Origin of the sequence: Limosilactobacillus reuteri subsp. reuteri, assembly GCF_000016825.1 — a bacterium.
In the GTDB taxonomy this organism is placed as follows: domain Bacteria; phylum Bacillota; class Bacilli; order Lactobacillales; family Lactobacillaceae; genus Limosilactobacillus; species Limosilactobacillus reuteri.
The window spans coordinates 554,759-571,445 of the sequence record NC_009513.1; the positions used below are offsets into that span (position 1 = coordinate 554,759).

Genomic DNA, 16,687 nt, shown 5'->3' on the forward strand with positions numbered 1-16,687 from the left:
TGGAGTAAAATAATCCGATTGTGAGCTTGGCATTCGTGCAGGCTGATTTGAATCTTTCACCCTAGCAGCCGGGTTACTAAAAACACCGTTAGGCACCAGTCTGTTGACGAGCTTGCCCCTCACTGCTGCATTATTTTACACAAAATCTAGTGTACAACGGTTCGTAATAATAAGTCAATCTTTTCTTTAGAAACCTCGTAACTTTTTTAGCAGAATGATGAACAATATAAAAGTTTATCAAACGTAGATGTTTTTTCATATCTTTTAAAGCACGTTCATTGTGGTATGCTATAATTTTGAATAGGATTATACGGATAATTATTGTGCAAGAGCAATAAACAATAAAAAGTAGTAGGTGGAAAAAGTGGTTTTTCAAGTATTGATTGGTATTTTAATTATTGTTGTAGCAATATTAGCTTGCGTATATTTTTATCAACGACGAGCTGTTAAACAGATCAACGACTTAATGGAAAGCGAGAAAAAGCTAGCAGATCAAAAAGTTGACCAGCAGATTAAAAATGTTGAAGAATTGCAACTAATCGGGGATGCTAAAAAGCAATTCGAAACAACTAAAAACAAATATGAAAAACAAGTGCGACCAGCAATCACGGCCTTTAATAAACGAGCTCCTCAATTGTTAGCAGATTCACGGACGAGCAAGTTGTTGACAATCAACACTCAGATTCGTGACCTGCAAGCAGATTTGGCAAAGTTAACGACAACTCTTCAACAGATCCAAAAAGACTTACAACATCTTCGTCAACAACAACATACCCATAAGCAAGCGGTCGAGCAGATTAAAAATAAATATCGTCAATTCCACCGGCAACTAAATGAGAAGAGCTTCGAATATGGAGACAGTGAAAAGCAGTTAAATAGCAGATTAAACGAATTAGAGGATCAATTCGCGCAATTTACTGATTTAACTAATAAAGGCGATATTGAGGCGGCTCAAGAAATTTTAAGCAATTTGCAATCTGAAAACGACAAATTTGAACAAGACCTTAAGAAGATTCCTCAGCTCTATAAGCCAATTGCAACCGAGTTTCCAGAACAATTATCCGAGCTAAAAAGTGGTTATGAGACACTCGTAAAACAAAATTTCCACTTTACGGAGAAAAATATTGATAAGCAAATTGAGCAACTCCAAGCTAAACTGGATCAGACGATTGATCAGCTTAACAATTTACAATTAGATGTTGTGGAACAATCTAATAAAGATCTTAGTGACCAGATTGATTACTTATACGGGGTAATGCAAAAAGAAATTGATGCTAAGAATGAAGCTATTCATTTGATTGAAGTGATGAAAGACTTTACAAAACATGCTCAACGGCAAAATGACGAACTTGGTGTAGAATTAGACCGGTTAAGTTTGAATTACACACTTACTAATCATGAACAAGAAACCGTTCGAGAACTTGGTGAACAAATTAAGGCGATTATTAAGCAGTATCGTGATGACGCAGAAGCAGTTGCCAATAAAACGGCTGTTTATAGTCAGGTGCTTGATCGACAAAAGTCTAATCAAAAGAACTTGACTGAAATTGAAAAAAGCCAAGAAAAGCTTAACGATGAAGTTGCTAAATTACAGACTGATGAGCAACGCGCCCGTCAAATGCTTCAAAAATATTCCACCCAGATTCGTACAATTCATCGACAAGTAGAACAGTTGAACCTTCCTGGCTTACCAAAGGATTACTTAGATTACTTCTTTGGTGTCAGCGATGAGATTAAAAAGTTAGCTGATGAATTGAATGAGTATAAGATCAATATGGATGAAATTACGAAGCAACTAATTATCGTCGAGTCAGACCTAGACACATTAAATGACAAGACTGATATTCTTCGTGATAGCGCGGAATTAACAGAACGATTCCAACAATATGCAAACCGGTTTAGTGATAACGAAAAGATTGCAGCAGCAGCTAAAAAATCCCAAGAACTTTTTAAGCAGTTTAACTACACGGCAAGTTTAGAGGCAATTGCGACAGTTTTAGAGGAGATTGAACCTGGTAGCTACAAACGAATTGAAGATACCTATTATCGTGAAATTGGTAAAAATTAAAAGAATTGAGAGGAAATTGGGCAAAGAATCCTGGTTTCCTCTTTTCTTATTAAATGATAGTGATAATTAATGCCTAATAGCTAATTTTCTGTTATAATATAAAACCGTTTTAAGAAGAGTCGAAATCTTCAGCAGTAGCCTATCCTATACTGTTGAAATCATAATCAGAGTAGGTTACCCATTTGTAACAACCCTGTGTATTATTTTTAGGAAGGAATTTAGTATGATCTATTTTGATAATAGTGCGACGACAAAGATACTACCGGATGTTTTGTCGACATACGAAACCGTGAGCCAAAAGATTTGGGGGAATCCAAGCAGCTTACATAATTTTGGTGAAAATGCTTGGAACCTTCAAGAACAGGCACGCCAGCAGATCGCAAAGCTATTCGGGGTTAAGCCTAGTGAGATTATTTTTACTAGTGGTGGTTCTGAAGGAGATAACTGGGTAATCAAAGGAACTGCAATGGCTAAGTACCGTTTTGGCAAACACATTATTACGACCAGTGTTGAACATGCGGCAGTAAAAAATGCATTGGAGCAACTAAAAGACTTCGGATTTGAAGTTACCTACCTCCCCGTTGATAAAGAAGGACGAATTAATCCTGCTGATGTTAAAGCTGCCATTCGTCCAGATACTATTTTAGTGTCTATCATGGCGGTTAATAATGAAATTGGAACGGTTCAGCCAATTAAAGAAGTGGGAGAAATCCTTAAAGATTATCCAAATATTCACTTTATGGTGGATGCTGTTCAGGCTATTGGTAAAGGATTAGATGACCAAGTATTTAGTGATCGCGTTGATTTTGCCACTTTTTCTGGTCATAAATTTCATGCCCCACGAGGAACTGGTTTTGTTTATGTCAAGAGTGGCCGTAAGTTAGAGCCCTTGATTGCTGGTGGTGGTCAAGAGCGAACACTACGAAATGGGACAGAAAATACACCGGGTAATGTTGCGATGGCAAAAGCAATTCGGTTAGTAAAGGAAAATGAAGCGGAATCAGTAAAACTTGAACAGGCAATCAAAGAACGGATTTACGACCATTTAAGTAAATTTGATCATGTGAAATTGATTTCTGGCCGTGATCAAGGTTTCGCTTCCCATGTACTATGCTTTGCAATTGTAGGGGTTCGGGGTGAAACGATTGTTCATGCCTTTGAAGACAAGGATATCTATATCTCAACTACTAGTGCTTGCTCGTCTAAAAAGCATTCCGAAGCCGGAACATTAGCTGCCATGAAAGTTCCAGAAGATATTGCGACAAGTGCAGTTCGGATTAGTCTTGGGGATCAAAATACCCTTGAAGAAGCTGATCAGTTTAATAAAACATTTGATGAATTATACGCTGGCTTTAAGAAAATTATTGAATAAAATCTGAAAGGAGGACATAACGTGCAATATACAGAAATCATGGTTCGTTATGGTGAGCTTTCGACAAAGGGACATAATAAAAAGTCCTTTATTGATCGTTTAGGGGTAAACGTACGAAAGGCCCTTCATAGCTTTGACCAGGTAAAGGTGCATGCCCAACGTGATCGGTTGCATGTTGAATTAAATGGAGCTGACTATGATCAAGTGATGAATCGGTTGAAGTTAGTGTTTGGGATTCAAAACTTCTCTCCATCAATTAAAGTTGATAAGACGTTTGAAGCGACTGCAGAGGCAGCAGCGCAAATGATCGCTGAACAAGTTGATAAACCAATTACCTTTAAAGTGGAAACTCGTCGATCAGATCACCAATTTGCAATTGATACCTTTGAAATGAACAACAAGCTAGGGGGATACCTCTTAGATAAGTTTCCTGATAAATTAAAAGTTGATGTTCACCATCCAGACCTAACTTTACGAGTTGAGATCCGTCTTAATGGGATTTTCCTTTCAAGTGAAACGATTAAGGGTGCCGGTGGTTTGCCAGTTGGTACTGCTGGTAAAGGAATGATGATGATGTCTGGTGGAATTGATTCACCAGTAGCTGCTTACCTTGGGATGAAGCGTGGTGTTTCAATGGAAATGGTTCACTTCTTTAGTCCGCCATATACTAGTCCCCAAGCTTTAGCAAAGGCCAAACAACTAACTGAACGTCTTGCAAAATATAGTGGAAGTATTAAGTTTATTCAGGTGCCATTTGCTGAAATTCAAGAAACAGTAAAGGAAAAAGTTCCTGAAGGCTACTTAATGACAATTCAACGGCGAATGATGCTTCGGTTGGCAGCTGCCTTAATGATTAAGCGTCATGGCCTGGCTATTTTTAATGGTGAATCATTAGGTCAAGTTGCTTCTCAGACAATGGAAAGTATGCTGGCGATTAATGATGTAACTTCTTATCCGGTATTGCGACCAGTATTGTCATTTGATAAGACCGAAATCATTAAAATTGCCCAAGATATTGATACTTATGATCTTTCAATTCTTCCATATGAAGACTGTTGTACTGTCTTTACACCGCCATCGCCAAAAACCCGGCCAAATGTTAAGCGGGCTCGTGAATACGAAAAACGACTTGATATTGAAGGATTAATGCAACGAGCTCTTGATGGGATTGAAATTACGGAAATTCATCCTGGTGAAGATTATTTAAACCAAAATGAAGATGTTTTTGCTGAATTACTTTAATTAGGCCTTGACGAGGTTTGATAATTTAGCTATGATACACTTTAATAAGCATTGACCGAAAGAGTAGTAAAGCGGCACCTAAAAAGCGAGATCCTGATAGTGAGAGAGGATTAGTTAAACTTTATGAAGGTAGTTCGGGAGCTGATATACTGAAATTAATAGTAGGTATGTCCGGTTCATTTACCGTTATGAAATGATAAAGTGGAGTATTTTATACTCAAATTAGGTGGTACCGCGATGATTCGTCCTATCGATTGTGATAGGGCGTTTTTTTAGTTAATGCACAAAATAAAAATGAAGATTGTTTTCTGAAAGGAGTTTCTGCCATGACAGAAAAAGATATGTCAACCAAGTATGATCCAGCGGCGGTTGAAGAAGGCCGTTATCAATGGTGGATTGACCAAGGATTCTTTAAACCAAGTGGTGACAAAAAAGCTCATCCATATTCAATTGTTATCCCACCACCGAATGTTACTGGTAAGTTGCACTTAGGCCACGCTTGGGATACAACTTTACAAGATATGATCATTCGACAAAAGCGGATGCAGGGTTATGATGTATTATGGGTTCCTGGAATGGACCACGCTGGTATCGCTACCCAAGCAAAAGTTGAAGCCCGGCTTCGTAAACAAGGAATTTCTCGTTATGACCTTGGTCGTGACAAGTTTGTTCAACAAGTTTGGGACTGGAAAGATGAATATGCTGATATTATTCACCAGCAATGGGCTAAGATGGGGATCTCTGTGGATTATGACCGCGAACGTTTTACCCTTGATGAAGGATTAAATAAGGCTGTTCGAAAAGTCTTTGTTGATCTCTACAATAAGGGCTTAATTTACCGTGGAACTTACATCATCAACTGGGACCCACAAGCACGGACGGCCTTATCAGATATTGAAGTTATTCATAAGGATGATAAGGGTGCATTCTACCATGTTAAGTATCCATTTACTGATGGAACTACTTTTAACGGTAAGGATTACATCGAAATCGCTACTACTCGGCCAGAAACAATGTTCGGGGATGAAGCGGTTGCTGTTAACCCTAATGATGAACGGTACAAGGACTTAGTTGGTAAGAAGGTCATGGTACCGCTTGTCAACCGGGAAATTGAGATTATTGCTGACGACTACGTAACACCTGAATTTGGTACTGGGATGGTTAAGATTACCCCCGCCCATGATCCAAACGACTTTAAGGTAGGTAAGCGTCACAATCTTCCTGAACTGAATACAATGAACGAAGATGCTACCATGAATGAAAATGCTGGTAAATACGAAGGTATGGACCGCTTTGAAGCTCGTGAAGCGATCGTTAAGGACCTTCAAGACCAAGGTTACATGTTGAAGGTTGACCCAATTGTTCACTCTGTTGGTCACTCAGAACGGACAGGGGTACAAGTTGAAGCTCGTCTTTCAACGCAATGGTTTGTTAAGATGAAGCCATTAGCCGAAGCAGCTCTTAAGAACCAAGATACTGATGACCGGGTTAATTTCGTTCCAGAACGATTTGAACACACCTTTACGCAATGGATGGAAAATATTCATGATTGGGTTATTTCTCGTCAATTATGGTGGGGTCACCGGATTCCAGCTTGGTATAACAAACAGACTGGCGAAGTTTATGTTGGTATGGAAGCTCCTAAAGATGCCGAAAATTGGGAACAAGATAAGGACGTCCTTGATACATGGTTCTCCAGTGCACTTTGGCCATTCTCAACGATGGGCTGGCCTAATACTGATTCAGCAGACTTTAAGCGCTACTTCCCAACTAACACTTTGGTTACTGGTTATGACATCATCTTCTTCTGGGTTTCCCGGATGATTTTTCAATCGCTTGAATTTACGGGTCGGGCACCATTTAAGAATGTTCTTCTCCATGGTTTGATTCGTGATGAACAAGGACGAAAGATGAGTAAATCCTTGGGAAATGGTATTGACCCAATGGATGTTATCAAGAAGTACGGGGTAGATGCCCTACGGTGGTTCTTAATTACTGGTTCAACTCCTGGTCAAGATATTCGTTTTAGCTACACTAAGATGGATGCAGCTTGGAACTTTATTAATAAGATTTGGAACGCGAGTCGTTACGTTATCATGAACCTTGGTGAGATGCCTGCTCCTGTCCTTCCTGATAAGAGTAAGTGGGATTTAGCTGATCGGTGGATTTTGAGTCGGTTAAATGCAACTGTAAAGCAGGTTAACGAACAGTTTGACAAGTTTGAATTTGGTGAAGCTGGTCGGGCGCTTTACAACTTCATCTGGAATGATTTCTGTGACTGGTATATCGAAATGACCAAGGAAAAACTCAATAATGGGACTGACGAAGAAAAGAATAATACTAAGAATATTCTTGGTTACGTTCTTGATCAGACTTTGAAGATGTTGCATCCAATCATGCCATTCGTTACCGAAAAATTATGGCAATCAATGCCGCATGATGGTGAATCAATTATGGTTGCAGATTACCCAGTTGCTAATGCTGAACTTGATGATCCAGCCGCAACTGAACAAATGAATAGTTTGATTGAATTGATTAAGGCTGTTCGTAACATTCGAAATGAAGCTAATGCGCCAATGTCTAAACCAGTTGATATTTTGGTAAAGGTTGATAACGATCACTTGGCTCAGATGTTGAAGGATAATCGTGACTATATTGAACGTTTCTGTCATCCAGAAAACTTAACTATTGGTAAAGATGTTGAAGCTCCTAGGCTTGCGATGAGCGGGATTTTGACTGGAGCAGAAGTTTACATCCCAATGGCTGAATTAGTTGACCTTGATGAAGAACGAGATCGGATGGAAAAAGAAATTGCTAAACTTGAAAAAGAAGTAGAACGTTCACAAAAGAAGCTTGGCAATGAAAAGTTTGTTAATAATGCGCCAGAAAAGGTTGTTGAAGCTGAACGGCAAAAGGCAACGGAATGGCAGCAAAAATTAGCAGCTGCCAAGGAACGTCTTCAATCGCTCCAACAAGCTTAGCGTCAATTTATAGTAGGATAATTAACATTTTTAACAATAAATGAAAATTATATCATTTTATTAAATAGGTTAGACTACTATGGGAATGCTATTAGCTATAACATTTATAAATATAGTTTAAAAATAGATTAAAAAAGGAATCGGCAATTGTCGATTCCTTTTTTTTTAGTATGAAAAAGTAATCATACATCGCTTGAAAATATTTATCTATTGATAAGGATTAAATAACTGATAATTAAGCGGTTTATTTAAAAATTATTTCACATATTTGCCATTTATTTATTGTAATTATTTATCACAAGTATTATGATTAATTGTGGAGAAACAGGAAACGGTTTCAACTATTCTTTTTATCGATATACTTCGGAGGGAGGTATTTATAATGACTATTCTTAGTCTGGCACGTTTCCAATTTGCTATGACGACGGTTTACCACTTCTTCTTTGTTCCTTTCTCTATTGGAACAGCTTTTATCGTCGCCATTATGGAAAGTATGTACGTTTCAACTAAAGACGAGACGTACAAAAAAATGGCAAAATTTTGGGGGAATATTTTCTTACTTAGTTTTGCTGTCGGTGTTGTTACAGGTTTGATTCAGGAATTCCAATTTGGGATGAACTGGTCAGATTACTCACGGTTTATGGGTGATATCTTTGGTGCTCCATTAGCCCTCGAAGCTTTGCTATCATTCTTTATTGAATCAACATTTATTGGCTTATGGGTATTTACCTGGAAAAAGGTTAAGCCGGGGTTGCACCTTTTCTTCATTTGGATGACGAGTTTTGGTTCTTTAACATCTGCTTTATGGATTTTAACTGCCAACTCATTCATGCAACACCCTGTTGGTTATGAAATCAAGGGTGGCCGTGCAGTAATGGTTAATTTTGGCGCATTGCTTAAAAACCCTCAATTATGGTATGAATTTGGGCATGTTATCCTTAATGCTATCATGATGGGTGGTATTATTATTGCTGGTTTAACAGCATTCCAACTTCTCAAGAACCAAAAACTTTCTGAAGCTAATAAGAAGTTTTACAAGAAGTCAATGCGTTTAGGACTTTTAGTATCATTGATTTTCTCTATTGGTGGAATTGCGTTAGGGGATGCCCAGATGCAATACTTAATCAAAGAACAACCAATGAAGTTTGCAGCTACTGAAGACGTATTCACGACTACTGGTAAGCATGCACCGTGGACAATTGTTGGTATTGCCGATATGAAAGACCATGAAGTAAAAGGCAATATCGATATTCCCTATGCCCTAAGTATTTTGTCATACCACAAAACTACTGGTGCGGTTACCGGGATGAATGAGCTCAATGCCCAATATAAGAAAAAGTATGGCAAGAATCTTGATTACTACCCACCAGTAAATACACTGTTCTATAGTTTCCGGATTATGTGTGCAGTCGGTGCTTGGATTTTCTTAGTTTCATTAGTTGGATTAATTATGACAAGGGAAAAGAGCAAGAAACCACTTGCACAACGCCGCTGGGCACTTTGGTGTATTGCAATTACCACTTTCTTACCATTTATCGGTAATACTGCTGGTTGGTTTGTAACGGAATTTGGTCGTATTCCATGGACGGTTTATGGCTTGTTTACAATTGCTGAAAGTGTATCGCCAAATGTTTCAGTTGGATCATTGTTAACATCAAATATTGTTTACTTTGTATTATTTACAACTCTTGCAATTACATTAATTTGGTTAATTGTTCTTGAGTTACGTAAAGATCCATCGGAAGCAATTGAACCTAAATTCAAGAAGGTTCTGGACCCATTTGACAAGGAGGCGTTCTAGATGAGTTTTCTTCAATTATTATGGTTTGTATTGATTGGAGTGCTTTTTGCCGGCTTCTTCTTCCTAGATGGATTTGATTATGGGGTAGGAATGGCGGTTGAAACACTTGCTCATAACGAATCAGAGCGTGATCAACTTGTGCGGACAATTGGACCAGTTTGGGATGCAAATGAAGTATGGTTAATCACGGCTGGTGGTGCAATGTTTGCCTCTTTTCCATATTGGTATGCTAGTCTTTTCAGTGGGTATTACTTAATCTTAATGATTATCCTAGCTGGTTTAATTATTCGTGGAGTTTCTTTTGAATTCCGTAAAAATAGTCCAATGCCACAAAAACGGATTTGGGATTGGGCATTAGCAATTGGTAGTGCAATCGTTCCATTTTTCCTTGGTATTATGTTTGTTAGCATGATTCATGGAATGCCAATTGATGCTAACGGCAATTTTCACGCAGGATTCTTTGACTATTTCAACTGGCTTTCAGTTGTTGGTGGGATTGCCTTATTGCTTTTAACCTACTTACATGGAATTAATTATATTGCCTTAAAGACGACTGGTCCGGTTCAGGAACGAGCCCGGAACTATGCTGAATTTTTGTACTGGATTCTTTATGCTGGCGAAGTTGTCTTTGCATTATTATTAATCTTTATGACTGACTTTATGGCTGTTCACCCAGTTGGTACAATCATCATGCTTGTATTGATTGTTGGTTTTTCAGTCTTGGCTCAAGCAGAAACCTTTGCTGGTCATGAATTGGTTGCATTTATTTCAAGTGGGTTAACCTTAGTATCATTGGTTGTATTGATCTTTATTGGTCTTTTCCCACGGGTACTAATTAGTAGCATTAGTCCGAAATACAGCATTCTTATTCAAAATGCTTCCTCAACAGAATATACGTTGACAGTGATGACAATTGCTACTTGCTGTCTTTTACCATTTGTTTTGGCATATACAATCTGGGCTTACTGGATTTTCTGTAAACGGATTGCAATGCCAGCTATTCCGGAGGTTAAATAAAAATTTATGATTGATCGACTACTCTTCAAAATCGAGGGGAGCAGACATATCATGATTAAGCTTGTGGGGCTTTATGTCCTGCAAGCTTTTCTTATCCTTGGTCAGGGATTAAGTTTGGCTGCTTTACTAACAGGCTTATGGCAGGGACATTCTCTTTTGAGTCAAATATATGGCTTAGGTGGATTCATTGCTTGTTACCTTTTGCGTCATGGGCTAACCGAAATTGGGAATGATTGGCTTGATAAGTATTCGGCTAATGCTGCCCAAAACTTTCGTCAGCAATTATTAAAAAAAGTCTTTGCGCTTGGACCAGTAATTGTTCAGCGGGAGGGAACCGGGAATATGGTGACTCTGGCCCTTGATGGCATTAAAGAAGTCGAAAATTATATTCGACTCATCTATAGCAAGGTGATCAGCATGATGATTATTCCAGTCATTATTTTGGTTGTCTGTTTTTGGCTTGATTGGATTTCTGGCATTGTTATGCTGTTAGTTTATCCTTTGATTGTTTTATTCATGATTATTTTAGGCTATGCAGCGAAGGCTAAGGCAGATCGACAGTTTGCAGCTTTTCAAATATTGTCTAATCACTTTATTGATTCTTTGCGGGGGATTGACACATTGAAGTACTTTGGCCTTAGTAAGAAGTATTCACAAAGTATTTATCGGTCAAGTGAGCGTTTTCGCAAGTCAACAATGAGTGTGATTAAAGTAGCAATGTTATCAACGTTTGCTCTTGATTTTTTCACTACATTAGCTATTGCAATCTTAGCGGTCTTTCTTGGCTTACGGTTAATTAACGGTCACTTATTGCTATTCCCGGCACTAGCAATCTTGATTTTGGCACCTGAGTATTTTTTGCCGATTAGGAACTTTGCAAGTGACTATCATGCAACATTGAATGGTAAAAATTCATTTCATGCGGTTCGGCGAATTCTTGAGATGCCATTACCAAAGAAGCCGACTGTTGAATTACACCAGTGGACAGGAGTCGATGAGTTAAGTTTTGAGAATGTTGAGTTTATGTATCCTCAAAATGGCAGTGAATTAACAAACCTTGATTTAACTGTTAAGGGAAACCAAAAAATTGGCATTATTGGAATGAGTGGGGCCGGAAAGACAACTTTAATTAATCTTTTAAGTGGCTTTTTAGCGCCGACAAGTGGCCAAATTATCATTCAAGGAAAAAAAGTAACGACTTTGGATATTCATGACTGGCAAAAACAGATTCTCTACATTCCACAGACTCCCTATATTTTTGCAGATACGTTAAAAAATAATATTGCCTTTTATACTCCAAATGTCAGTGAAGATAAAATAAAAGAAGCGATTCATGTTGTCGGCTTAGATGATCTTGTTGCTGAATTACCTCAAGGATTAGGGACGATGATTGGCAGCGGCCACCGAGCATTAAGTGGTGGGCAGGCACAGCGAATTGCCTTAGCACGAGCATTTCTTGATCCAGAACGTCGGGTAATGATTTTTGATGAGCCAACCGCCCATCTTGATATTGAGACCGAACTAGAGTTGAAAAAAAGGATGCTTCCGTTGATGGAAAATAGGTTAGTCTTTTTTGCTACCCACCGTTTGCATTGGATGAAGCAGATGGACTACATTTTAGTGTTGAAGAATGGCAAGTTAATTGAACAAGGAACATATCAACAGTTGCTTGATGAACATGGTTACTTTACAGAACTGATGGACCAAACACGCGGAAAGGAGATAACCCATGAATAAGATTCCTTTACTTAAAGCAATGAAACATGATCGGTGGGTGAAACCCTTCCTGAAGCGTTACAAGTGGACCTTGGTATTAGCAATTACCCTGGGGATTGTTACCTTTATTTGTGCTAGTGGATTGATGTTCACCGCGGGCTATTTAATCAGTAAGTCCGCGACGATGCCTTTTAATATCTTGTTAGTATATGTTCCTATCGTTCTTACTCGTGCCTTTGGGATTTTTAGGCCAGTGACTAATTATTTTGAACGATTGGTTAGTCATAATTGGGTTCTTAAAATGACTTCTGCATTTCGGAAAAAGCTTTATGATTCGTTAGAGCAGGATGCTGTTTTCTTTAATAGTAAGTATCGAATTGGAGACATTCTTGGGTTACTTTCAGAAGACGTTGCCCACATTCAAAATTTATATTTACGAACGATTTTTCCGATGCTAGTTGCATTTGGGCTTTATGCCATTATCGTTATTGGAATGGGAATAATCTCTCCACTAATGGGGCTTTTAATGTTAGTTCTATTTGGGTTAATCATCATTGCTGTTCCTGTGTGGTCAGTGCTTGTTAATGGCGCACGCCAGCAACTAGAAAAGCAATATACCAATACCTTGTATGCTGATCTCACTGATAATATCATGGGGATTACAGACTGGGTATTTGCGGGGCGCAGTGCGGATTACCTGCAGCACTATGATCAAAGCGAGAAAAACGTATTAGCATCTCAAAAAGCGATGAAACGTTTTGAGCATTGGCGTGATTTTATTCTTCAGGTAATGATTTTATTGGTGGTTGTTAGCCTTATTATCTGGGGAGCAGCGCGTTTTGGCGGTCATTGGGGAGGAAGTGCAAATTGGATTGCGGCCTTTGTTCTTTGTGTCTTTCCCCTTGATGAAGTGTTGTCTAGCTTGCCAGCAGCTGCTCAAGAAACTAATGTATATACGGATTCATTAAAACGATTGAATGAACTGCCACAACCGCCAGCTCCTTCTAAGGTTAATGTTGAGATTGCCGCTCCTTATCATCTTAAAATTACGGATGTTTATTATCGCTATCCTAAGACAGAGAAGATGATCTTGCGGGGGATTAATCTTGATGTTAATCCAGGCGAAAAACTTGCCATTCTTGGTCGCAGTGGGGCCGGAAAGAGTACGTTAGCTAGTTTAATTCGTGGAGACCGGAAACCTACGTCGGGCACTGTTACTCTTAATAATGTGCCAACAGACGAATTTGGTGATGAGATTTCGAATTATATTGGGATCGTTCACCAATCACCATATTTGTTTCATACCACAATCTTAAATAATATTCGTTTGGGTAATGAGGATGCGACAGAGGATCAAGTATGGGATGTCCTTGAACGTGTTGGGGTGGCCGCTATGATTAAGCGACTGCCAAAAGGACTTCATACGATGGTTGATGAGGCAGGGCTACGGTTTTCTGGCGGAGAGCGTCACCGGTTGTCTCTTGCCCGCATTTTGCTCAAAGATGCGCCCATTATCCTTTTAGATGAACCAACTGTAGGCTTAGACCCGGTAACAGAAGAAAAGGTAATTGAGACTTTTATGGAGCAGTTACAGGGAAAAACTTTGATTTGGATTACTCACCATTTACAAGGGATAGAAATGATGGATCAAGTTGTTTTCATCGAGGATGGTAAAATTTCAATGCAAGGCAGCCCGGCAGAATTACAAAAAACAAATGAACATTACCGGGCGTTAAAAATGGCAGATGAGGGTATCTAGCTAGGTTAGAAATGTTATAATAAAGTAGGACTATTGATGAAGGGATGAATAGTAATGAAAGAAGTTGTTGTACTTGGAGCTGGTTACGCTGGCTTAAAGACGGTCGTATTATTACAAAAAAAGCTAAAAAATAATGTTCATATTACACTAGTTGATCGTAATAATTATCATTATGAAGCTACTGATTTACACGAAGCTGCTGCGGGAACGCAAAGTGCTTCAAGGATCACTTATCCAATTAGTGATGTTATTAATCCACAAATTACTACCTTTATTCAAGATGAAGTTGTAAAGATCGATCCTGATAAAAAGACAGTTAAACTTGCTGGTCATGAAGAGCTACTGCACTATGATTATTGTGTATTAGGACTCGGTTTTGTTTCAGAAACCTTTGGAATCCCTGGTGCTGAAGAAAATGCATTACCGATGACTAATGTTAAAGAAGCTTTAGCAATTTATGACCATATCATTGCCAAAATGAAAGATTATCGTACCACTCACAATCCTGATGATCTTCAAATTGTTATTTGTGGTGGTGGATTTACTGGAATTGAATTGGCAGGGGCCCTTGTTGACGCTCGAGCAAGTTATGCCAAAATCGCTGGAGTTTCACCAGATGAAATTAAAATTACGCTGATTGAAGCTTCAACAAGATTACTTCCAATGTTTAGTGAAAAACTTGCTGAATATGGGGTGAACCTTGTTAAGAGCCTTAACGTACAACTACTTGATGGTTCACGGATTAGCAAGATTGAACCTGGCAAGGTTATCTACAAGCATGGAGATGATGATGAAGAGTCCCTTAATGCTGGTACAATCATCTGGACAACTGGAGTAAGTGGTAATCCATTGATGGAAGAATGTGGCTTTGATGCTAAGCGTGGTCGGGTAATCGTTACTGACCACTTAACAGACCCTAAGCATGATGATATTTATATTATTGGGGATGTTGCTGCCGTAATGCCACCGGATGGTAAACGCCCATACCCAACCACTGCACAAATTGCCCTAGCAATGGCTGATTACACAGCTGAAGACATTGTTAGCCGTATTAAGACTGGCAAGCATGAAGCTAAGCCATTTACTTACAAGTCCTTAGGAACAGTTGCTTCCGTTGGTAATACGCGGGCATTTGGTGAAGCAATGGGTCATGAATTACGTGGATATCCTGCTTCAGCAATGAAGAAAATTATTGCTGACCGTTCCTTGTTAGAAACAGGTGGTTTGAAAGAGCTATTTGCTAAAGGACGATTTGACTTATATCACTAGAAAATGAATGAGGCTGAGAAAAAACTTTTGTTTTTTCAACAGCCTCGTTTTTATACTTATATGCTAAAAAGGTATGGCTATAATAAATAAAGGGTGAAATAAATGATTAAAACTTATGATGAAGCATTATCTTTTATCCATGGACGAACACAATTCAAGAAAATTCCAACACTCACACGGATGAAACGATTCTTGGCAGAATTAGGGAACCCACAAAAAGGACTTAATTACATTCACGTTACAGGAACTAATGGTAAGGGATCAACCGTTGCAATGATGCGGTCTGCTTTATTGGAAAGCGGCCTCACTGTTGGAAGTTTTACATCGCCTTTTATTACACGGTTTAATGAACGAATTGAGTACAATGGAATCCCAATTAGCGATGCTGACCTTTTAAGATTAGTTCAAAAAATTGCTCCAGTTGTCAAAAAACTTGATAATACATTGGAAACAGGCGGACCAACTGAATTTGAAATTGATACAGCATTAATGTTTTGTTATATGGCTGAAAAAAAGCCTAATGTTGTATTGCTTGAAGTAGGAATTGGGGGACTATATGATTCTACCAATGTAATTACGCCAGTTGTTAGCGTGATTACGACAGTTGGCTGGGATCATATGAAGTATTTAGGTGATACTTTGGCTAAGATTGCGGCCCAAAAAGCGGGAATAATCAAAAAAAGCGTCCCGGTTGTTTTAGGGGACCTTCCAACTGAAGCGCGCGAAACTATTCTCGCAGATGCAAAGGAGAAAAAATCCCCGTTTTTTGAATTAGGAAAAGACTTTACTGTTCACAAACTTAATGGTCATCAGTTCCACGCGAAAATTCGGTATCAAGGAAAAAATCTGAAAAAAATAGAAACAATTCTTGGCTTGCCGGGCGACTATCAGATAGAAAACGCAGCAGTTGCTTTGATGGCTGTTGAGCTTTTTATGGAGAAGCATGGACTGGCAATTGATCGCCGTGCTTTGATTGCGGGATTAGAAAATGCTGCTTGGCCGGGTCGATTAGAAGAAATAAATACTACTCCTCTGGTCTTACTAGATGGCGCTCATAATCTTCCTGGTGTTCAGGCCCTAGTTCATACTATTAAGAATGATTTTGCCGATCGGGAAGTTTACCTTTTGGTGGCGATTCTGGCTGATAAGCAATATGAATTAATGCTTGGTGAATTAGCAAGTTTGGGGAATGTTCACTTAACCGTCACTCACTTTGCTGGCCCCGGTCCTAAAAGGCCAAGTGCAGACTTAGCAAAGGCTATTGCTGATATTCCAACTAAATACCCCATCCAGACTATTAACGACTGGCAATTAGGGATCGGGCAGGTGGCAAGTCAAATGAGTGCGGATGATGTAATGATTATTACTGGTTCTCTTTATTTTGTTTCAGATGTTCGTAAATTCTTTTTAAATTAAAAAGTGTAAAAGCACAAATTTTCCGTATTTAAATATATAGAGTGTA

At 38.8% G+C, this 16,687-nt stretch carries 10 protein-coding genes and 1 other annotated feature; all 10 genes read left to right on the plus strand.

Features of this window, described 5'->3' with window-relative positions:
- Positions 1-364: 364 nt before the first annotated feature.
- On the plus strand, positions 365-2,068 hold the full coding sequence (ezrA, locus tag LREU_RS02615) for a septation ring formation regulator EzrA (RefSeq protein WP_011953417.1): 1,704 nt from the start codon (positions 365-367) through the stop codon (positions 2,066-2,068).
- Positions 2,069-2,291: 223 nt separating this feature from the next.
- Positions 2,292-3,440 (plus strand): cysteine desulfurase family protein, encoded by a 1,149-nt coding sequence (locus LREU_RS02620; RefSeq protein ID WP_003667592.1) that lies wholly within the window; start codon positions 2,292-2,294, stop codon positions 3,438-3,440.
- A 21-nt stretch (positions 3,441-3,461) separates the two neighbouring features.
- Positions 3,462-4,682 carry a tRNA uracil 4-sulfurtransferase ThiI gene (gene thiI / locus LREU_RS02625; RefSeq protein WP_003667593.1) on the plus strand — a complete coding sequence of 407 codons (1,221 nt, stop codon included), beginning with the start codon at positions 3,462-3,464 and terminating at the stop codon, positions 4,680-4,682.
- A gap of 42 nt (positions 4,683-4,724) precedes the next feature.
- Positions 4,725-4,935, plus strand: a binding site (T-box leader).
- Between the two features lie 73 nt (positions 4,936-5,008).
- On the plus strand, positions 5,009-7,663 hold the full coding sequence (locus LREU_RS02630; RefSeq protein WP_003667595.1) for a valine--tRNA ligase: 2,655 nt from the start codon (positions 5,009-5,011) through the stop codon (positions 7,661-7,663).
- 382 nt (positions 7,664-8,045) lie between these two features.
- Complete coding sequence (locus tag LREU_RS02635) at positions 8,046-9,464, plus strand: cytochrome ubiquinol oxidase subunit I (protein WP_011953418.1); 1,419 nt, start codon at positions 8,046-8,048, stop codon at positions 9,462-9,464.
- On the plus strand, positions 9,465-10,481 hold the full coding sequence (cydB, locus tag LREU_RS02640; RefSeq protein ID WP_003667598.1) for a cytochrome d ubiquinol oxidase subunit II: 1,017 nt from the start codon (positions 9,465-9,467) through the stop codon (positions 10,479-10,481). It begins immediately after the preceding gene.
- A 6-nt stretch (positions 10,482-10,487) separates the two neighbouring features.
- On the plus strand, positions 10,488-12,218 hold the full coding sequence (gene cydD, locus LREU_RS02645) for a thiol reductant ABC exporter subunit CydD (protein ID WP_003667600.1): 1,731 nt from the start codon (positions 10,488-10,490) through the stop codon (positions 12,216-12,218).
- Positions 12,211-13,956: a thiol reductant ABC exporter subunit CydC gene (gene cydC / locus LREU_RS02650; protein WP_003667602.1), complete on the plus strand. Its 1,746-nt coding sequence runs from the start codon at positions 12,211-12,213 to the stop codon at positions 13,954-13,956. Before cydD ends, cydC begins: the two co-directional genes overlap by 8 nt.
- A 54-nt stretch (positions 13,957-14,010) precedes the next feature.
- Complete coding sequence (locus LREU_RS02655; RefSeq protein WP_003667603.1) at positions 14,011-15,225, plus strand: NAD(P)/FAD-dependent oxidoreductase; 1,215 nt, start codon at positions 14,011-14,013, stop codon at positions 15,223-15,225.
- A 102-nt stretch (positions 15,226-15,327) separates the two neighbouring features.
- Positions 15,328-16,641 (plus strand): bifunctional folylpolyglutamate synthase/dihydrofolate synthase, encoded by a 1,314-nt coding sequence (locus LREU_RS02660; RefSeq protein WP_003667604.1) that lies wholly within the window; start codon positions 15,328-15,330, stop codon positions 16,639-16,641.
- Positions 16,642-16,687: the final 46 nt, after the last annotated feature.